21 protein-coding genes and 1 pseudogene are annotated in these 19,379 nt (G+C 66.7%); 4 read left to right on the forward strand and 18 right to left on the reverse strand.

The genetic code is table 11. The features are described from left to right. Positions 1-187: 187 nt before the first annotated feature. The 7 genes from LL06_RS19995 to LL06_RS20025 all read right to left on the reverse strand — a co-directional run bounded on the left by LL06_RS19995 (position 188) and on the right by LL06_RS20025 (position 6,851). Positions 188-1,441 (reverse strand): class I SAM-dependent RNA methyltransferase, encoded by a 1,254-nt coding sequence (locus LL06_RS19995; protein WP_035530912.1) that lies wholly within the window; start codon positions 1,439-1,441, stop codon positions 188-190. Next, positions 1,438-2,205, reverse strand: coding sequence for a TlyA family RNA methyltransferase (locus tag LL06_RS20000; RefSeq protein WP_035530913.1), 768 nt, complete (start codon positions 2,203-2,205; stop codon positions 1,438-1,440). The genes LL06_RS19995 and LL06_RS20000 overlap by 4 nt, the downstream gene beginning before the upstream one ends. 57 nt (positions 2,206-2,262) lie before the next feature. Beyond that, the gene (locus LL06_RS20005; protein ID WP_152599696.1) at positions 2,263-2,523 is read right to left on the reverse strand and encodes a hypothetical protein; all 261 of its coding nucleotides are present in this window, start codon (positions 2,521-2,523) and stop codon (positions 2,263-2,265) included. Positions 2,524-2,657: 134 nt separating this feature from the next. Beyond that, positions 2,658-4,601: a 1-deoxy-D-xylulose-5-phosphate synthase gene (dxs, locus tag LL06_RS20010; RefSeq protein ID WP_035530999.1), complete on the reverse strand. Its 1,944-nt coding sequence runs from the start codon at positions 4,599-4,601 to the stop codon at positions 2,658-2,660. A 127-nt stretch (positions 4,602-4,728) separates the two neighbouring features. Beyond that, positions 4,729-5,652 (reverse strand): pirin family protein, encoded by a 924-nt coding sequence (locus LL06_RS20015; RefSeq protein WP_035530915.1) that lies wholly within the window; start codon positions 5,650-5,652, stop codon positions 4,729-4,731. A gap of 23 nt (positions 5,653-5,675) precedes the next feature. Continuing rightward, complete coding sequence (locus LL06_RS20020) at positions 5,676-5,921, reverse strand: exodeoxyribonuclease VII small subunit (RefSeq protein WP_035530916.1); 246 nt, start codon at positions 5,919-5,921, stop codon at positions 5,676-5,678. Between the two features lie 3 nt (positions 5,922-5,924). Beyond that, positions 5,925-6,851 (reverse strand): histone deacetylase family protein, encoded by a 927-nt coding sequence (locus LL06_RS20025; protein WP_035530917.1) that lies wholly within the window; start codon positions 6,849-6,851, stop codon positions 5,925-5,927. A 172-nt stretch (positions 6,852-7,023) separates the two neighbouring features. Between LL06_RS20025 and LL06_RS20030 the strand changes: the two genes are divergently transcribed. Both LL06_RS20030 and LL06_RS20035 read left to right on the forward strand, forming a co-directional pair. Beyond that, the gene (locus tag LL06_RS20030; RefSeq protein ID WP_035530918.1) at positions 7,024-8,217 is read left to right on the forward strand and encodes a winged helix-turn-helix domain-containing protein; all 1,194 of its coding nucleotides are present in this window, start codon (positions 7,024-7,026) and stop codon (positions 8,215-8,217) included. 147 nt (positions 8,218-8,364) lie between these two features. After that, entirely contained in the window at positions 8,365-9,135 is a 771-nt protein-coding gene (locus LL06_RS20035) for a gamma-glutamyl-gamma-aminobutyrate hydrolase family protein (protein ID WP_035530919.1), read from the forward strand. On the opposite strand, the gene LL06_RS20040 is transcribed toward LL06_RS20035, so the two are convergent. The 3 genes from LL06_RS20040 to aroC form a co-directional block, all read right to left on the reverse strand. After that, positions 9,132-9,617, reverse strand: a complete 486-nt coding sequence (locus LL06_RS20040) for a GNAT family N-acetyltransferase (protein WP_035530921.1) — start codon at positions 9,615-9,617, stop codon at positions 9,132-9,134. The genes LL06_RS20035 and LL06_RS20040 overlap by 4 nt on opposite strands. A gap of 71 nt (positions 9,618-9,688) precedes the next feature. Then, entirely contained in the window at positions 9,689-10,789 is a 1,101-nt protein-coding gene (ribB, locus tag LL06_RS20045; protein ID WP_035530923.1) for a 3,4-dihydroxy-2-butanone-4-phosphate synthase, read from the reverse strand. Between the two features lie 12 nt (positions 10,790-10,801). Then, entirely contained in the window at positions 10,802-11,896 is a 1,095-nt protein-coding gene (gene aroC, locus LL06_RS20050; RefSeq protein ID WP_035530925.1) for a chorismate synthase, read from the reverse strand. A 224-nt stretch (positions 11,897-12,120) separates the two neighbouring features. Between aroC and LL06_RS20055 the strand changes: the two genes are divergently transcribed. Further along, positions 12,121-12,381, forward strand: coding sequence for a DUF1344 domain-containing protein (locus tag LL06_RS20055; RefSeq protein ID WP_035531001.1), 261 nt, complete (start codon positions 12,121-12,123; stop codon positions 12,379-12,381). Between the two features lie 73 nt (positions 12,382-12,454). On the opposite strand, the gene LL06_RS20060 is transcribed toward LL06_RS20055, so the two are convergent. The 6 genes and pseudogenes from LL06_RS20060 to LL06_RS20085 form a co-directional block, all read right to left on the reverse strand. After that, positions 12,455-12,841: an Ig-like domain-containing protein gene (locus LL06_RS20060; RefSeq protein WP_035530928.1), complete on the reverse strand. Its 387-nt coding sequence runs from the start codon at positions 12,839-12,841 to the stop codon at positions 12,455-12,457. Positions 12,842-13,041: 200 nt separating this feature from the next. After that, on the reverse strand, positions 13,042-13,512 hold the full coding sequence (locus LL06_RS20065; protein ID WP_035530930.1) for a GFA family protein: 471 nt from the start codon (positions 13,510-13,512) through the stop codon (positions 13,042-13,044). Between the two features lie 131 nt (positions 13,513-13,643). Next, positions 13,644-14,234, reverse strand: a complete 591-nt coding sequence (locus tag LL06_RS20070) for a histidine phosphatase family protein (protein ID WP_035530932.1) — start codon at positions 14,232-14,234, stop codon at positions 13,644-13,646. Positions 14,235-14,270: 36 nt separating this feature from the next. Continuing rightward, positions 14,271-15,083 (reverse strand): enoyl-ACP reductase FabI, encoded by an 813-nt coding sequence (fabI, locus tag LL06_RS20075; RefSeq protein ID WP_035530935.1) that lies wholly within the window; start codon positions 15,081-15,083, stop codon positions 14,271-14,273. Between the two features lie 285 nt (positions 15,084-15,368). After that, positions 15,369-16,316: pseudogene (locus tag LL06_RS28480) on the reverse strand (DnaJ domain-containing protein); the annotation flags it as partial. Positions 16,317-16,432: 116 nt separating this feature from the next. Continuing rightward, positions 16,433-16,885 carry an RT0821/Lpp0805 family surface protein gene (locus LL06_RS20085; RefSeq protein WP_161785001.1) on the reverse strand — a complete coding sequence of 151 codons (453 nt, stop codon included), beginning with the start codon at positions 16,883-16,885 and terminating at the stop codon, positions 16,433-16,435. 38 nt (positions 16,886-16,923) lie between these two features. Between LL06_RS20085 and pdxH the strand changes: the two genes are divergently transcribed. Then, complete coding sequence (pdxH, locus tag LL06_RS20090) at positions 16,924-17,538, forward strand: pyridoxamine 5'-phosphate oxidase (RefSeq protein WP_035530939.1); 615 nt, start codon at positions 16,924-16,926, stop codon at positions 17,536-17,538. 34 nt (positions 17,539-17,572) lie between these two features. Here the strand turns inward: pdxH and LL06_RS20095 are convergent, their stop codons facing one another. Then, on the reverse strand, positions 17,573-18,625 hold the full coding sequence (locus tag LL06_RS20095; RefSeq protein ID WP_052161758.1) for a polysaccharide deacetylase family protein: 1,053 nt from the start codon (positions 18,623-18,625) through the stop codon (positions 17,573-17,575). Between the two features lie 309 nt (positions 18,626-18,934). Next, positions 18,935-19,324, reverse strand: coding sequence for a DUF302 domain-containing protein (locus LL06_RS20100; protein WP_052161759.1), 390 nt, complete (start codon positions 19,322-19,324; stop codon positions 18,935-18,937). Positions 19,325-19,379 lie beyond the last annotated feature (55 nt).

A 19,379-nucleotide genomic window follows, 5' to 3' on the forward strand; every position in this document is an offset into this window, starting at 1 on the left:
CCCAGGATCCATTCCGTGATGCTTCCACCAGCAGTGTCCCCGGATGGATCACGGAATGGATCCCCGGCTCGGGGGCCGGGGATGACGAAAGACGGGGGGCAGCATGACCTAAGACTGGGCCAGCATGACAAGAAAATAGGGCGGAGTCAGCTGTCCTCAATACCGGAAGCACGAGGACAACCGCCCCCTACCGCTTCGGCCGCTCCAAGAGCGCCACCACTTCCACATGGCTCGTCCACAGGAACTGGTCGATCGGCGTCACCGACAGCACCCGGTAGCCGCCCGCAATCAGGATCTCGAGGTCGCGCGCCAGCGTCACCGGGTTGCAGGAGACGGCGGCGACGCGGGGAATGGCGGAGCGGGCGATGTCCTGCGCCTGCACCTCCGCGCCGGCGCGCGGCGGGTCGAACACCAGGCCCTGATAGGCCTTGAGCTCGGCCGTCATCATCGGCCGGCGGAACAGGTCGCGCTTTTCCACGCTCACGGGCTTCAAGCCCTGCGCCCGCCGCGCCGCCTTGTCGAGCGCCGCCAGCGACGGCCCGTCGGCCTCCACCGCATGCACGTGGCTCTGCGTTGCGAGCCTGAGCGTGAAGGTGCCCGAGCCCGAAAACAGGTCGATCACCCGCTTGGCTTTCCTCAGGTGATCCGAGACCAGCTCGCCCATCACCGCTTCCGCCTCGGCCGTCGCCTGCACGAAGCCGCCCGGCGGCGGGCTCACCAGCACCGAACCGAAGGTCAGTTGCGGCGGCTGCTTCTCGATCAGGATCTCGCCGTTGAAGCTCAATCGCGCTACCGGCGCCTCGGTGCGGGTGGCCGAGATGATCCGCAGCCGGTCGGGCTCGGAGAGCTTGAACGGCGCCTCCACGGCGATGTCGAGCCCCGGCACGGCGTCGAGCACGGAGAGATGAAACGCCTCCCGGCCCACCGCCGCAGCGGTCGCAAGCCGCCTTATGCTCGGCAGCGCCTCGACGATCCGCGGCGTGGCGATGACGCAGGTGTCGATCGCCACGATCTGGTGGCTGCCGGCGCGGTAGAAGCCCAGGAGCGCGCCCCTGTCGGTGCGCTTTGCGGCGAACACCACCCGCCGCCGCGAGTGCGGCGCGCAGGCGACCAGCGGCGCCACCTCCGCCGTGATGCCGCGGCCTTCGAGCGCCGAGACCACCAGCTCGCGCTTCCAGGCGCGATAGGGCGCATCCGCCATATGCTGCAGCGCGCAGCCGCCGCAGCCGGCCTGCTCGAGGTCGGGGCCGAAATGCGGGCAGGGCGGCGTCACCCGGTCGGGCGAGGGCGTGAGCACCGCCATCAGCGTGCCGCGGCCCTTCTCCACCGCCGCGTTGACCACGTCGCCAGGCAGCGTGAAGGGCACGAAGATCTGGCCGCCCTCGGCGATGCCGTCGCCCTGGCCGCCCAGTCGGGTGATGTCGAGTTTCTGTGCGCTCATGACTTGACGCCTCCAATGAGAAATTCGTGATTGCCGTCCTGTCCCTCGATCGGCGAGGGAACCGGCCCGACCGCGCGCCAGCCCGGCAGGCCGCCGAGCCAGGCGGCGAGGTCGGCGGCGATCGCCGGCCCCTGCGCCGGATCCCGGAGCAGCCCGCCCTTGCCGATGGCGGCGCGGCCGGCCTCGAACTGCGGCTTGACCAGCAGCACCGCGATAGCGCCGGGGGCCGCGAGATCGAGCGCCGGCGGCAAGGCCAGCCTGAGCGAGATGAAGCTCACGTCGGAGACCACGACGCCGATCTCCCGGCCTTCGAGGTGCTCCCGTGCGAGCTCCCGCGCGTTAACCCCCTCGAGATTGCTGACGCGCGGATCGGCGGCCAGCGTCGGATGCAACTGGCCATGGCCGACATCGACGGCGATGACATGCTGTGCCCCGGCCTCGAGCAGCACCTGGGTGAAGCCGCCGGTCGACGCGCCGATGTCGAGGCAGGCGCGGCCTTTGGGATCGAAGCCGAAGGCCTCGAGCCCCGCCCTGAGCTTGAGCGCCGCCCGCGAAACATAGGCCCGCGCGGGGTCGTCGAGGGCGATCTCCGCCGCCATCTCCACGAGCTGGCCGGGTTTGCTCGCCACCTGGCCGTCGACCCGCACCGCGCCGCGGGCGATCGCGTCGCGCGCCCGCGAGCGGCTGTCATAGAGGCCCCGCCGGACCAGGATCTGGTCCAGCCGGTCCCTGTCAGGCGGCGGATTGGAGGCGGGGGATGTCATGCGCCGTCTTCGCGCGGAAGGGGCGCGAGGGCAAGCCCTTTTCAGGCATTCCGAGCGTCAGTAGCGGATGATGCTGCCCTGGCTCACGCCCACCGGCAGGGCGGCGGGGCCGGATGCCGCCTCGCGCGGAGGGCGCCGCTCCTCGAGCGGCGGGAACAGATGGTCGCGCGTGTCGAGATCGAGCGCGCCGCGGATGTCGCCGAGCTTGGGCTGCAGCATCCGGATCGCGGCCTCCTCGATGTGCCGGTCATAGGCCGGCCGCGTGTCCGCCAGTGCACAGGGGATCCCCCCGCAGATCATGAGAGATGCCGCAATCATCCTGCGCGCGCTCCGCCGCGCCGCCTCGTCCGTCGTCATTGTCGCACCGCCCCGTCGTCGTCCCGTGTTCGGGGGAACCTAGCAGGCGTGGCTTTCGGAACGACGAAAGGACGTGGTTAGGAGGCGGCAAACGCCTATGGTTTCAGGAGCGTTACCTGGGCGCTGTCGCGGCCCGAGCCGTTGCCGGAGCCGTTCAGGGTGCGAAACACCGTGTCGACGATGCCCTTGCGGTCGAGGCCGGCGCGCGCATACATCGCCTCGGGCGCGGCGTGGTCCATGAAGATGTCCGGCATCACCATCGAGCGGGCGCGCAGGCCGCCGTCGAGCAGCCCTTCGTCCGACAGGAACTGGAACACGTGGCTGCCGAAGCCGCCGACCGAGCCTTCCTCGATGGTGATCAGCACCTCGTGGTGGCGCGCGAGCTGGCGGATCAGGTCATGGTCGAGCGGCTTGGCGAAGCGGGCGTCGGCGACCGTCGTCGACAGGCCGGCGGCGTCGAGGTCCTCGGCGGCGAGCAGGCAGTCGGCGAGCCGCGTGCCGAACGACAGGAGCGCCACCTTGGCGCCTTCGCGGATGACGCGGCCCTTGCCGATCTCGAGGATCCGGCCCCGCTCGGGCATTTCCACGCCGACGCCTTCGCCGCGCGGATAGCGGAACGAGATCGGCCCCTCGTCATAGGCCGCCGCCGTGCGCACCATGTGCTTGAGCTCGGCCTCGTCGCTGGCGGCCATCACCACGAAGCCCGGCAGGCAGGCGAGATAGGTGGTGTCGAAGCTTCCCGCATGGGTGGCCCCGTCGGCGCCGACGAAACCGGCGCGGTCGATCGGGAAGCGGACCGGCAGCTTCTGGATCGCCACGTCGTGCACCACCTGGTCATAGGCGCGCTGCAGGAAGGTCGAGTAGATCGCGCAGAACGGCTTCATGCCTTCGGTCGCCATGCCGGCAGCAAACGTCACCGCATGCTGCTCGGCGATGCCGACATCGAAGGTGCGGGTCGGATGCACCTTGGCGAACTTGTCGACCCCGGTGCCGCCGGGCATCGCCGCGGTGATCGCCACGATGCGCTCGTCGAGCGAGGCCTCCTGCGCCAGCGCCTCGCCGAACACCGTGGTGTAGCTCGGCGCATTCGGCTTGGCCTTGGCCTGGGTGCCGGTCACCACGTCGAACTTCGACACGCCGTGGTACTTGTCGGACGCGGCTTCGGCGGGCGCGTAGCCCTTGCCCTTCTGGGTGACCACATGGATCAGCACCGGCCCGTCGCCATTGTCGCGCACATTGCGCAGCACCGGCAGCAGGTGCTCGAGATTGTGGCCGTCGATCGGACCGATGTGATAGAATCCCAGTTCCTCGAACATGGTGCCGCCGGTCACGTAGCCGCGGGCGTGCTCGACCGCGCGGGTGATGGCCCGGTCGATGTTCTTGCCGAGATAGGCCGTCAGCTTCTTGCCCGCCTCGCGGAAGCCCATATAGGTCCGCCCCGACGCCATGCGCGCCAGATAGGCGCTCATCGCGCCGGTCGGCGGGGCGATCGACATGTCGTTGTCGTTCAGGATCACGATCAGCCGCGCATCGAGCGCGCCGGCATTGTTGAGCGCTTCATAGGCCATGCCGGCCGACATCGCGCCATCGCCGATCACCGAGATCACGTTGCGCCGCTGGCCCTGCAACTGGCTCGCCACGGCCATGCCCAGGCCCGCCGAAATAGAGGTGGAGGAATGGCCTGCGCCGAAGTTGTCGTATTCGCTTTCGGTGCGCTTGGTGAAGCCGGACAGCCCGTCTTCCTGCCTGAGCGTGCGGATGCGATCGCGCCGTCCGGTCAGGATCTTGTGCGGATAGCACTGGTGGCCGACATCGAAGATCAGCCGGTCATGCGGCGTGTCGAACACCTTGTGGATGGCGATGGTCAGCTCGACCACGCCCAGTCCCGCGCCCAGGTGCCCGCCGGTGCGCGACACCGCGTCGATCATCTCGGCGCGCAGCTCGTCCGCAAGCTGCGGCAGCAACTTGTCGTCGATGGCCTTGAGATCGGACGGAAACCGGACGGTGTCCAGAAGCGGGGTTGCTGGCGATTTTGTCACGTCATGCCTCACAGTCCTTCAGGCCTAGCCCGGAAACCCTAATGTGTAAACCCGAATTAACGTTTGAGCGGAGGCTTGTGTAAACTTGCCACAGGGTCGAAATATGACAGATTTACGACGGTTGCGGTCATTTGTCCGGCAGGGGGACAAACTCCTCCTCGTCGCCGGGCACGATGTCGAAACGGCCCGAACGCCATTCGGCCTTGGCCTGCTCGATCCGCTCCTTCGACGAGGAAACGAAGTTCCACCAGATGTGCCGCTTGGTGGGGATGCTGTCGCCGCCAAACAGCATCATGCGCGCGCCCGCCGGTCCGGCGGTCACGGTGATCGCATCGCCGGGCCGGAAAACCATGAGCTGGTCGGGGCCGAACCGGTCGCCGGCGATCTCGATCTCGCCTTCGAGCAGATAGAGCGCGCGCTCTTCCCAGGCGGCGTCGAACGGCGCCGACGCGGACGGCGCGAGCGACAGATCGACATAGAGCGTGCCTGTATGCTGCGGCACCGGAGAGACGAGCCCGCCAAAACCGCCCATCACCACGCGGGCGCGGATGCCGTCGTCGTTGAGTTCGGGCAGGTGCGTGGTGGCGGTGTGCGAGAACACCGGGTCGGTCTCCTCCAGATGGTCGGGCAGGGCCAGCCATGTCTGCAGGCCGGAGATCGCCATCTCGCCGCCGCGCATCTCCTCGGGCGAGCGCTCCGAATGGACGATGCCGCGCCCGGCCGTCATCAGGTTCACGTCTCCGGGCAGGATCACCATCTCGGTTCCCAGGCTGTCGCGGTGCCGGATCGCGCCGTCGAACAGGTAGGTGACGGTCGACAGCCCGATATGCGGGTGAGGGCGCACGTCCATGGCCTCGCCGCCCCGCAGGATCGCCGGACCCATGCGGTCGAAGAAGATGAACGGCCCGACCATGCGCCGGCGCGCGGTCGGCAGCGCCCGCTTGACGGAGAAGCCGCCGATATCGCGCGAGGACGGGATGATGAGATGTTCGATCGCGTCGCAGGCAAAGGCGTCGCCGGGTCTTGGATCTCCGCCGGGAAAGAAGCTCATGCCATCCTCCTGTTCGCGGACGCCTATTCCGTGTCCAGCGGCTCGGTGCCCGCGGGTTGGCCCTGGCGGTCGAGCCGGATCTTCTCGATCCGCTTTTCGGCGGCCGACAGCAGCTTCTCGCAATGGGCCTTCAGCGCCTCGCCGCGCTCATAGATCTCGATCGACTTGTCGAGCGGCACGTCGCCGCGCTCGAGCTGCTCGACAATGCGCTCCAGTTCGGCCACCGCCTGCTCGAAGCTCAGGGCCGGAATCTCGTTGGCGTCGCTCATCCCTCAACCCTCCTGCAGGCGGATCACGTGGGCGGCCGCCGATTCCGCCAGCCCCACCAGATCATAGCCGCCTTCGAGCAAGCTGACGACCCGGTTGCCGGCATGGCGGCCGGCGATCTCCATCACCTTGCCAGTGGCCCAGTCGAAATCGTCGGCCACGAGGTTGATCTCGGCCAGCGGATCGCGGTGATGGGCGTCGAAGCCGGCCGAGATGATGATGAGATCGGCATGTGCCTCTTCGAGCGCGGGGAGGATGCGGGTCTTGAACGCCTCGCGGAAATGGTCGCTGCCGTCATTGGCCGACAGCGGCGCGTTGAAGATGTTGCCCCTGCCGGTTTCCGAGCGCGCGCCGGTGCCCGGATAGAGCGGCATCTGGTGCGTCGAGCAGTAGATCACGCTCGGATCGTCATAGAAGATGTCCTGAGTGCCGTTGCCGTGGTGCACGTCCCAGTCGACGATCGCCACGCGTTCCGCGCCATGGACCTTCTGGGCGTGCCGTGCGGCGATGGCCGCCTGGTTGAACAGGCAGAAGCCCATCGAGGTGTTCTTCTCGGCATGGTGGCCGGGCGGGCGCGTGGCGACGAAGGCGTTGTCGGCTTCCTTGCGGAACACCGCGTCGACCGCGGCCATGGCGCCGCCGACGCCGATCAGCGCCGCTTCCATCGAGCGCGGGCTGGCGACCGTGTCCGCGTCGATCTTGGCGAACCCGCTCTCCGGAATGGCCGCGCGGATCCGCGCGAGATATTCCTCGGGATGGGCCAGCAGCACCGCTTCGGCGGCAGCTTCCGGCGCGAGATGCCGCACCAGCGTGTTGAAGTGCTCGTGTTCGAAGATGGCCTCGAGCGCCCTCAGCCGGTCCGGCCGCTCCGGGTGTCCGGGAGGAGTCTGATGTTCGAGGCAGATGGGATTGTAGTAATAGAATGTGGTCATGGAATCTATCTAGCGATGAAAACCGGCTGATGCCAGTGCCATCGATACCTGAAGTGCCCCGGCCTGTCACCCTTGCTGCGGCAGCGACCGGAAGCCGCGCCTCTGGCCGGTGCGCCACCAGGCATTCGCATCCGGCACTTGAACAAAGCGCGAACGGATGTAAGCTCGCGCCATGGTGATTCCGATTTCCAATATCGCCGCGCGGCGGATCTTCCTGGCGAGGCAGGGGCTGTCGGCGTCGCCCGCGCGGGCGCTGACCAAGCAGGGCCTGCTCGACCTCATCCAAGAGCTCGGCTTCGTGCAGGTCGACAGCATTTCCACGGTCGAGCGCGCCCACAACCAGATTCTGTTTTCCCGCAACCAGACCTTCCGGCGCGAGCATCTGAGGCAGTTGCTGGAAGAGGACAGGGCGCTGTTCGAGCACTGGACCCACGACGCCTCGATCATTCCTTGCGAATTCTATCCCTACTGGAAGCACCGGTTCAGCCGGCGCGAGGCGGGCATTCTCACCAAATGGGCGAAATGGCAGGGCGAAGGCTTCGACCGGGCCTTTGACGAGACCTACGCCAGGATCGCCCAGGGCGGGGCGATTCGCGCGCGCGAGGTCAAGGAGGCCGACCACAAGTCCGGCGGCTGGTGGGAATGGCATCCGTCCAAGACCGCGCTCGAATTCCTCTGGCACACCGGCAAGCTGGCGATTTCCGGGCGGGAGAACTTCCAGAAGATCTACGACCTGAGCGAACGCGTCATCCCCGGCCACCATCTCGGGCAGGAGGTCAGCCACGACGACTTCGTCGACTGGGCCTGCCGCAGCGCGCTCACGCGGCTGGGGTTTGCCACCCATGGCGAAATCGCCGCCTTCTGGGACCTGGTGACGCCGGAGGAGGCCAAGGCCTGGGTCGCCGCCAACCGCGAGGGCCTGGACGAGGTCGAGATCGAATGCATGGGCGGGGCGAGGGCGCGCGCCTCCTTCGCCTTCCAGGGCCTGTCGCCCGATCCGGCCGACTGGCCCGAGCCGCCGGCGCGGATCCGGGTGCTGAGCCCCTTCGATCCGCTCCTGCGCGACCGCAACCGCGCCGAGCGCCTGTTCGGCTTCCGCTACCGCATCGAGGTCTTCGTGCCCGAGGCCAAAAGGGAATACGGCTACTATGTCTTTCCGCTGCTTGAGGGCGACCGGATGATCGGCCGCATCGACATGAAGGCCGACCGCAAGGCGGGCACGCTCAATGTCGCGAGGCTCTGGCTCGAGCCGAAGGTCCGCGCCTCCGCCGGCCGCATGGCGAGACTCGAGGCGGAACTCGCCCGCGTCGCCCGCTTCGCCGGCGTCGGCGACATCGTCTATGCCGAGGGCTGGACCGGCGGCTGAGGAGCCGGCGCGCCGCGATCAGGCGGAATTGAACGCACTTCCCATGTTTTTTGGCAGGGTGGAGTTGTTGATCGCGGCCTTGTGTGGAACACACTGAGGATGCCGCCGCCCGATCGCGCGGCGCGGAATCGAGTGCGAGACAAACCCATGGTCAAGCCTGTCATTGGCATCATCGGCAATACCTACAATATGGAAAACCGGTTCGCCGTGCAGATGGCCGGAGAACGCAATCTCCAGGCCATCGCCGACGTCACCGGCGCGCTGCCGCTGATCTTCGCCGGCAATCCGCTGATCACCGACATTTCGGACCTGCTGTCGGTGGTGAGCGGCGTGCTGCTCACCGGGGCGCGGGCCAATGTGCATCCGAGCCTGTTCGGCGCCGAGCCCGATCCCCGCCACGAGCCCTACGACACCGCCCGCGACGCGGTGGCGCTGCCGCTGATCGAGGCCTGCGTCGCCCGCGGCATCCCCCTGTTCGGCATCTGCCGCGGCTTCCAGGAGATGAACGTGGCCGGCGGCGGCTCGCTGCATCCCGAGATCCGCGAACTGCCCGGGCGCATGAACCACCGCATGCCGCGGCTCGAGACGGGCGAGATCCATCCCGATCCCACCGTCGTCTTCGCCGACCGTCACGAGGTGCAACTGGTCCCGGGCGGCTTGTTCGCCCGCATCCTCGGGCGCGAGACGATCAGGGTGAATTCGCTGCACGGGCAGGGCGTTCTCGAACTCGGCCCGGAGCTTGTCGCCGAGGGCTGGGCCGAGGACGGCACCATCGAGGCGATCCGCTTCAGGGATGCGCCCGGCTTTGCGCTGGGCGTGCAGTGGCACGCCGAATACGACCCGCAGGCCAATCCGGTCAATCAGGCCCTGTTCCGGGCCTTCGGCGACGCGGTGGCCGCCTACCGGTCGGCCGGCTAGCCGACCAACCGCTTTTGGAAGCGATGCGTGGGAACGATGAAGGTCCGGGTGACGCCGGCCGGGGTCCACAGGGCGTCGTCAAAGGTCTCCGTGAGGCGCCAGCCCTGCCGGAGGTAGAACCGTTCCGCCCGGACGTTGCCCGCCGTGCAGAGAAGCTCCGCCTCGGTCGTCCCGTCCTGCGCCAAAGTCCGTTCCGCGAAGTCCAGCAGGGCGGAGGCGACGCCCGTGCCGCGCGCGTCCGCGCCGACATACAGCTTGACGACCTCGCAGCCTCTCAATGACACGAAGCCGACAGGCTCCGCGCCGGATGCCGCGACGAAGAACCGGTCGGTCGCTTCCGTCCACCAGGCGAGAAAATTGTCCGGCCTGCGATAGGCCAGGATCTCTGCGGGAACGAGATCGGCATGCGCTTCGTGCCATCCCCGATGCCAGATGTGGATGATGGCGTTGGCGTCTCCCACAGCCGCTGGTCGGATATGCATGCCGGCTTCTCCTGGGAGGGTGGGGGCAGGAGACACCGAGTCCCGTATCTCCGGAATGAACCGGGCCGGCCTCAGATCAGCTCGGTCGACGAGATCCTTATGCCGAAACCTTCCAGCCCGACATAGTGCCGCTCGCGCGACGCATAGAGCTTGATCGAGGAAATGCCGAGATCCCTGAGGATCTGCGCGCCGAGCCCGATCTCCAGCCATTCGTCCTCGCGCGCCTTGGCCTCGGCGTGGTCCTCGCGCTCGTCGGCCATCACCCGGCGCGTGACCTGCTTGCCCACGCCCACCGATCCCTCGCGCAGATACACCACCACGCCGCGGCCTTCCTTGGCCATGCGCGTGATGATCGCCGTCATCGGATCCTGCTTGGAAAACACATCGTCGACCACCGATTCGAGATGCAGCCGGACCGGTACGTCGACGCCGTCGCGGACATCGCCGAAGACCACCGCCAGATGGTGCATCGGGTCCCAGGGCAGCTTGTAGGAATGGGCCTTCGCAGGCCCCGCGACCGTGTCCACGTCGAAGCTCTCGACATGGTGGACCAGCGTTTCCTTGCGCTGGCGGTAGGCGATCAGGTCGGCCACCGAGACCTGCTTGAGGCTGTGCCTGACAGAGAATTCGTCGACCTGCTCGCCGCGCGTCACCGTGCCGTCGTCATTGACCAGTTCGCAGATCACCGCGATCGGCGGCAGGCTTGCGAGCTTGCACAGGTCGACCGCGGCCTCGGTGTGGCCCGAGCGCATCAGCACGCCGCCCTCGCGCGCGATCAGCGGGAAGATGTGGCCCGGACGAGTGAAGTCGTTGGCCCCGGCATTGGGATTGGCGAGGTTGCGCGCCGTCAGCGTCCGGTCCTCGGCGGAGATGCCGGTCGTGGTGCCGTGCTTGTAGTCGACCGAAACGGTGAAGGCGGTGGTGTGCGCCGAATCATTCTCGGCCACCATGGCGGTCAGGTTCAGCCGCTTGGCCTCCTCGCGCGGCATCGGCGTGCAGACGATGCCCGAGGTGTGGCGCACGATGAAGGCCATCTTCTCGGGCGTGCAGTGGACCGCGGCGACGATCAGGTCGCCTTCGTTCTCGCGGCCTCCGTCGTCGGTGACGACGACGATTTCGCCGGCTTCGAATGCGCGAATGGCGTCAACGACGTGAGCTTGGTCATAGGTCATGGAAAGGGTCTTTCAGTCGAGGCGGCCGGTCTGGCCGCGGTCTCTCAAATAGTGGTCGGCCAGCGCGCAGGCCACCATGGCTTCGCCGATGGGCACGGCGCGGATGCCGACGCAGGGGTCGTGCCGGCCCTTGGTCTTCACATCCACCTCGTGGCCGTCGGAATCGATCGAGCGGCGCTCGTTGAGGATCGAGGAGGTGGGCTTGACGGCGAAGCGCGCGACCACCGGCTGCCCGGTGGAAATGCCGCCGAGGATCCCGCCGGAATTGTTGCTGAGGAACACCGGCTGGCCGTCCTCGCCGATGCGCATCTCGTCGGCGTTCAGCTCACCGCTGATGGCGGCGGCGCCGAAGCCTTTGCCGATCTCCACGCCCTTGACCGCGTTGATCGACATCAGGTTGGCGCAGATGTCCTGGTCGAGCTTGGCGTAGATCGGCGCGCCGAGGCCTGCCGGCACATTGTCGGCCACCACCTCGATCACCGCGCCCACCGAGGAGCCTGCCTTGCGGATCGCGTCGAGATAGTCTTCCCAGACCGGCGCCATGGCCGCATCGGGGCAGAAGAACGGGTTGTTATCGACCTCGGCCCAGTCCCAGTTGTCGCGGTTGATCCTGTGCTCGCCGATCTGCACCAGCGCCGCGCGGACCCGCATGCCAGGAACCACCAGCCGCGCCAGGCCGCCGGCGGCGACGCGGGCCGCGGTCTCGCGCGCCGAGGAGCGGCCGCCACCGCGGTAGTCGCGCAATCCGTATTTGACGTCATAGGTGAAGTCGGCGTGGCCGGGCCGGTAGCGCTTGGCGATCTCGGAATAGTCCTTGGACCGCTGGTCGGTGTTCTCGATCAGCATCGACACCGGCGTGCCGGTGGTGATCAGGCCGCCATCCTCCTGCGGCATCACGCCGGACAGCACCTTGACCAGGTCGTCCTCGCGCCGCTGGGTGACGAAGCGGGACTGGCCCGGCTTGCGCTTGTCCATCCAGTGCTGCAGTTCGGCCTCGGTGAAGCGGATGCCGGGCGGGCAGCCGTCGACCACGCAGCCCAGCGCCGGGCCGTGGCTTTCGCCCCAGGTGGTCACGCGAAACAGGTGTCCGAAGGTGTTGTGCGACATGGGCTTCAACCATTTCCATGGCGGGTCCGGCCCGCTCTTGAATGTTCGCCGTGACTTCTAGATGATATCAGGGTCCGGGGGGAAGCCTTTTTGTGCAAAGCGTCCCAAAGCGCGGCTGTTTCGTTGACATCACGTTTTTTTGCGGCTCACATGCCGCCATCAATTTTGCCACAATCTGCCCCTTGAAAGGGGACGACCAGAATCGATTGATCAAGGACTGTCCGATGCGTTTTGCCATTTCCGCCTTGCTGGCCGTTTCCGCCATGCTCGCCCCGTTTTCAAGCTGGGCCCAGAGCGCTGATGCCACCGGTCTGATCGCCGAAGTCTCGCCCGCCGACCAGAGCATCACGCTCGACGACGGCAAGGTCTACCAGACCCCGACCGAGTTCAATTTCGAAGGCCTCGACAAGGATGTGGAAGTGGTCATCTTCTACACCGAAGTCGACGGCAAGCGCATGATCAACGACCTCGAACTGGTGCAGTAAAGCATATCCGCACGGCCGAAAGGCTTCGCAGTCGAATGCGCACGACGCGTAGGGCCGGTCTTGGCCCCGAGACTTATTTCACGGTGAACTTGGCCTTCAGGGACCGCCCGATGGGCGAGCCGTCACCTTCATATCGCGGCGTGGTCACGCTCACAACGAAACTGTCGGGCCCGCGATACCCGCGATCAGGCGTGTAGATCACCTGCATACCCCTAACCTTGCCCTCGCAGCTCGATGGAATGTTCTTGGCGCGGCTCATCTCGAATCGGATGTCGAGACGGCCATGCTGGGGTTGCGCGCTGATCTTGTGCCGCATCTTTCCGAACGTCGCGCAGGTATGGGGATGCCAGACAGCCACGTCATAGACCACCGTGGACCTGTTGGCCTGGACGGTGTTTTCGGCATTGGCGGGAAGGGATAGGCCCAAAAGGGCAAGAAAACCGAGAACAAGAAATTTCATGATCGACTCTTGGTTGCATGCAATAGGGTATTGATAATCAAACAACCGGCGCGCGTAAAGGGTCGAGGAATCAGCCCAGCTCAGATCCAGCCGATGGTGTCGTCCGCGATCTTCAGCATCAACGACCTCGAACTGGTGCAGTAACCGACCTTGGTTCGAATGGGGCCGATTGCCGGCCACGGACGGCCGGTCCAGAAGCTCTAGAACCCCAGCGCCCTGCGCCGCGCCCTGGCCGCCTCTGGCCAGAAGTCATCGACGCTCGAGTAGAAGATGTCGAAAGCCGGAACATCCGGCGGCAACCCCACCCACGGCAATTTGGACCGCGTGAAGATATGCACGTCCGGCGGCAGCAGGGCGGGTTCGTCAAGCGTGCCCACGCGCACGAACAGCATGGTCCGCCGCCGCCCGTAGTCCGACCAGACCGTGGTGCCGCACTCGGCGCAGCGGTAGAGGTCATGCGGAGAGCCGCTGTCGGTCGGCATCGTCTGCATGGCTGTCGCCCCCTGCTCGATGGCGATGTTGTCGCGTTCGATGATGGCGTTGACGACGAAGGCGCTTCCGGTCTGCCGCTGGCAGTCCTTGCAGTGGCAGCAATGGACGATCATCGGCTCGGTTGTGAGCCGGTAGCGCAGCGCGCCGCATCCGCACCCGCCCGAAAGGCCAGCCTTCATGTCCTCTCCGTTCTGCTGACTCGGCCCGCGGCCGGCAGGGGGGCCTGCGCCGTCCGATGGCTCGTGAACGAGCCCGATCCTATCCGCGAATCAGCGCCGCGAAAAGCCGGTCCGGACACCCGATAAAACTGTCAGACCCAGCCGATGCTGCCGTCCCTGATCTTCAGCACCCGGTCCTGGGGAATGTCGATCATGGCCGCTTCATCTCCCGGAATCTTGCCGATCCGGTTGAACAGCGTGCGGATCACGCCGCCATGGGCGACGCAGATCGTCGGTCCGGTGAGCGTGGGCAGGAACCGGTCGATCCGTTGGGCCAGCATGGCGTAGCTTTCCGCCCGCTCGCCCGGCGGCCGGAAATCCCACTTGCCGCTCTCGCGCTGGTCGATGAGATGGGGCGAGTGCATGGCCACGTCGTCGAGCGTTTCGCCTTCCCAGTCGCCGAAGGACAGCTCGATCAGCAGCGGGTCGGTGCGGTAGCCGCCCGGCTCGAGGCCGGCGGCCTCGCGCACCAGCTCCATGGTCTCGCGGGTCCGTCCCAGCGGGCTCGCCACCCAGTCGAACTCAGCAAGCGGCAGTTCCAGGTCGGTCAGCGCCGCCAGCGTCCGGCCATTGGCCCTTGCCTGGCTGCGGCCGGTCTCGTTGAGCGGAATGTCGCGCGCGCCCTGGAGCCGATCCTCCCGGTTGTAGTCCGTCTGCCCATGGCGGATCACATAGAGAATCATGCCGGTGGTCCTGGTCTCGAGGCTTCGGTGGGGATCCTAGACGACGCTTATGTCAGGCGCATCAACGGCCTTCATGCCGACCGTGTGATAGCCGGAATCGACATGCAGGATCTCGCCGGTCACGCCGCGCGCCAGATCCGACACGAGGTACAGCGCGGAATCGCCGACTTCCTCGATGGTCACCGTGCGCTTGAGCGGCGAATTGTACTCATTCCACTTGAGAATATAGCGGAAATCGCCGATTCCCGAGGCGGCAAGCGTCTTGATCGGGCCGGCGGAGATGGCGTTGACGCGGATGTTGGAGCCGCCCAGGTCGACCGCCAGATAGCGCACGCTGGCTTCCAGCGCGGCCTTGGCGACGCCCATCACATTGTAATGCGGCATCACTTTTTCCGCGCCGTAATAGGTCAGCGTCAGGATCGAGCCGCCATCGGTCATCAGCGGTTCCGCCCGCTTGGCCACGGCCGTCAGCGAGTAGACCGAGATGTCCATGGTGCGGTTGAAATTCTCGCGGCTGGTCTCGACATAGCGGCCGGTCAGCTCGTCCTTGTCGGAAAAGGCAATCGCGTGGACGACGAAATCGAGCTTGCCCCACTTCGCCTCGATCTCCGCGAACACGGCGTCGATGGTGCCGAGGTCGGTGACGTCGCAATGGCCGGCGACGATGGCGCCAAGTTCGGCGGCAAGCGGCTCGACGCGCTTCTTCAGGGCGTCGCCCTGATAGGTCAGCGCCAGCTCCGCGCCGGCGTCGGCGCATGCCTTCGCGATACCCCAGGCGATGGACCGATTGTTGGCCACGCCCATGATCAGGCCGCGTTTGCCTTTCAACAAGCCGGAAGTGTCAGCCATGCTAGTCTCCCTCGAAATCAACGCGCAGGCTATGGCACACGGGGCCACTGGCTGCAAGTCACGGGTGGGTGGCGGCTTCTGCCGCCGGGGGTCCGGTCCGTTGCGACTGTGTCAGGCGCGGCCGGTCGATGAAAAAACAATGTCTATTCGGACTGAAAAAAGCGAGCGTCTCGGGTTGGAAGGCGAGGGGCGGGGGCCGCCCTGGCGCGGTCACACATACAGGGGCTTGCGGCCGGACCGCATCAGGTCGATCAGCCGTGGATCGGGTTTGTCGGGCAGCATCACACGCAGGTGGACCAGCAGCGCGCCGCGCCCGCCATTGCCGGTGGGAAGGCCCTTTTCCTGCACGCGGAGCACGGTGTCGGACCCGGACCATTGCGGCACCTCGATCCGCAGCGGACCGTCGAGGCCCTGATAGACAAAGGATCCGCCGAGCACCGCCTCGGTGAGCTCGATCGCCTGCTCGCCATGGATGTCGGCGCCCGAGGACTGGAAATGCGGATGCTTGAGGTGACGGATGGTGACGATGGCGTCGCCCAGCGTCGAGGGGTCGGGAGAGGCGACAGCGATCTCGGCGCCGTCGACGGTGCCGGCGGGCACGTCGAAGGCCACCGTCCTGCCGTCGGCGAAAGCTATTTCCCCGCGGTCGCCGGCGAAGGCCGCTTCCAGGCTGATGGCGATATGATGGTGCGAGACCGGCAGGGCCGATGGCGGCTTGTGCCGGGTCTTCCATTTGGCGAACAGCGCGTCGAGCGCTTCGAGCGGATCCTCGTCCAGGCCGGGCGCGTCCGTCTCGGTCCGTCGCCCGGAAGGCTCGGCGTTGCGCGCGGGGCTCTGCTTGGTTTGCCTGGCCGCCGCTTCGCCGAAGATGTGGGACACCATGTCCTCGAAGCTCGCCTCCTCCTGCTCCTCGGACCTTGCCTCCGCAGTCGCGCCGGTGGCGGCGGCCATCGCCTGCTTGAAGGCCTTGAAGGGATTGGCGGCAAAGCCGCGGACGGGCCGGGTCCGCTTGCGGCCGCGGGCGTCGATATGGCCGCTGTCGAATTTCAGCCGCATGTCGGGATCGATCAGCAGCCGGTAGGCGAGCGCGATTTCCGCGAACCGGTTGCCGGCCTCCGGATCGTCCCGGTTCTGGTCCGGATGCCAGGTCTTGGCGAGCTGCCGGTAGGCGCTCTTGATATCTTCAGCCTTGGCGGTCTTGGAGACGCCGAGCACCGTGTACGGACTACGCATGATACAATTCCCGCAGGGGCTTTACCCGGGGAAGCGTAGCGACGATTTGCTAACCATCGGTGTATGAAACACAAAACGGCGGAAAAAGCGTGGCGGCAAGGCGCGCGCGCCAGGCCTCAGGCGCCGGCGCGGTCGAGGCTGACGAGGTCCCAGCCGCCGTCGGGGCGGCGGCAGACGCGGCCGTTGAACAGGGCGACGCCGTCGAAGCCGTGCCGCGTGGTCTGGAAGGCGCGGCAGGACCTGCCCGCCTCGGTCGATTGCGTCAGGCCGGAGATCACGCCCGCCGATCCGGTCAGGGTATTGGACCAGGGCCTGGGCGCGGCGAGCTCGTTCTGTCCCAGGGCGCCGACGATGTCGCGGATCACGGTTTCGTCCGACATGATCTCGCTGTCGGCCGACAGCGGCGAAATCGCCCCCGTCGTGGCGGTGTCGACGGTGAGCGCGGACACGGCCGAAGAGCCCGAGCTCATGCATCCCGACAGGCAGAGGGTCACGGCCAGCGCCAAAAGAGCGCGGCTGAAAGCCCCGCTCTTTTCCACGTCGTCTGCTTCTGTTAGGTCAATCGCCACGATATTGCCACTCCAGCCAGGAGGCATGAAGGAAGACTATGACGGAAACAGGGTTAAAGATTGGTGACTTCACGGAAGCGGCCGAGCCATACAGGCTGTTTGCCCAGTGGCTGGAGGATGCCACCGCTTCCGAGCCCAACGATCCCAACGCGCTGGCGCTGGCGACGGTCGACGCCGACGGCCTGCCCGACGTCCGTATGGTGCTGCTCAAGGGGTTCGACGAGCGCGGCTTCGTCTTCTACACCAATTTCGAAAGCGCCAAGGGCCGGGAGATCCTTGGCTCGATGAAGGCGGCGATGTGCTTCCACTGGAAATCGCTCCGGCGTCAGGTGCGCGTCCGCGGACCGGTGGAGCAGGTGAGCGACGCCGAGGCCGATGAATATTACGCCTCGCGCGCCCGCGGCAGCCGCATCGGCGCCTGGGCGTCCAAGCAGTCGCGCCCGCTCGAAAGCCGCTTCGCGCTCGAGAAGGCGGTGGCCGAATACACCGCCCGGCACGCCGTCGGCGAGATTCCCCGTCCGCCCTACTGGTCGGGCTTCCGGATCATCCCGCAGTCGATCGAGTTCTGGCACGACCGGCCGTTCCGGCTGCACGACCGCGTGGTGTTCACCCGGAACGGCGAGGCCTGGGACAGGACGCGGCTCTATCCGTGAACAAGGGGAGGGGCCGAGTCTCAGCGAGGCCGGTTCAGCTCAGGGCGAAGGGAATGCCCGAGGCGAGCGCCCCGACATAGCGGCTTTTCTGGTAATAGCCGTTGAGCGAGATCCGCCTCAGCGCGAACAGGTCCTGCAGGCTCCGCCGGTTGAGCACCCCCGGGTTGGTGGTGACCGCGAGCTTGAAGCCGAGGTCGCGGGCGGCCTGGTACTCCCGCGGACCGGCGGCGCAGCGGTCGCCATAGGGATAGGCCAGCGTCGAAGGCATGTCGCCGGTGATCGCCGCCACGCGCTCGGCCGACCGGGCGATCTCCGAGCGCATCTCGTCGGCGGCGAGGTGGGCGAGGTTGAGATGGCCGATCGTGTGTGCGCCGAGATGGGCCAGCGGCCTTGACGCCAGCCGGCGCAGTTCCTCCTCGTCCATGACCTCGCGGTCGATGATGCCGGTCGGGCAGATGCCCGCGGCCTTGGCCTGGGCATCGAGCCGCTTGACGATGGCGTCCTGGTCGGCGCAGGCGAGCGACTTGTGCAGCCGATCGAACACGGCATATTTCTCGAGCAGCGTCCGGCAGGGGAGCGTGACCTCGCCATGGCCGAAATCGAAGCTGAATTCGTCGATCTTGCCGATCAACTGCTCGGCGGTCTCCCACCAGATCGAATGGGTCCGGTCGACGAACCCGCCCGAGATGAAGATCGTGTAGGGGATGCCGTGCTTCTCGAACACCGGCCGGGCATGCTCGTCATTGTCGCGGTAGCCGTCATCGAGGGTGAACACCATGGCCGGCCCCGGCCGGTCCGGACTGGCCAGGAATTCCGGCAGGTCCTGCAGCGCCACCGGGACATGGCCGTCGCGCTTGAGCTGGGTGATGCTCGCGTCGAGGAAGTCCGGCGTGACCGTGAGGTGAGCGGCCGGATCGAAGTCCTTGTGGTGGGCGGGCCGGACATGATGCAGGGTGAAGATCGCGCCCAGACCGCGCGCGCCGGGCATCAGCCCGCTTCGGGACAACAGCGACACCGCTTCGAGCCCGCCCTGGATGGCGGCGCGCTTGACCAGTCTTCGTGCGGCGACGGTGTTGGGTCCGTACATTCTTTCGATCCGAAATGCGCGATGAACGCGCGTCATCCGCAGGTTCTACCACTTCCGGCTTAACCGATGTTGAATCGCCTTGGGTTTTTCGCGTCCGGCCTGGTGCGGGCAGGCGCAGTTCGCCGGATCTAGCGCTTGACCGCCCGCTGCACAGCGCCCGGCGCGACAAAGGACCGCACCGCCGCCATTATCATGGCCGCGATGCCTGTCCGTTGCCGGGGGCGCTACGCCGGGATGGGACAGATCCCCGTCACCGGCGCCGCCGCCAGAAGGAACTCCGTCTCCTGCAGTGCGCGTGAAAGCGGCTGATCAGATCGCCGCGACGACGTCCCGGAGCATGTCGCGCACCTTGCCCGCGACCGAGTGGAGCGTGTCGTTGGGGATGGCCTGCATCGAAGCCACCGGGTCGATGGCGCTGACCATGACCTCGTCCTTCGACGTCGAGCGGACGATGACGTTGCAGGGCAGCATGGCGCCGACGCGCGGCTCGATCTTGATCGCCTCGTTGGCCATGCCCGGATTGCAGGCGCCCAGGATCAGGTAATTGTCCATCTCCGCGTCGATCTTCTTCTTCATCGTCGCCTTGACGTCGATTTCGGTGAGAACGCCGAAACCCTTGGCGGCCAGCGCCGCCCGCGTCCGGTCCACGATCGTGTCGAAAGCCTCGCCCTTGAAGCTGCGGTCGAGTGTATAGCTCATGTCCGGGTCCTTTCCGTTTTCATATAGGGTAATGCCTATATGTGGTCGGCGGCGC

Source organism: Hoeflea sp. BAL378 (assembly GCF_000759435.1).
GTDB lineage: Bacteria > Pseudomonadota > Alphaproteobacteria > Rhizobiales > Rhizobiaceae > Hoeflea.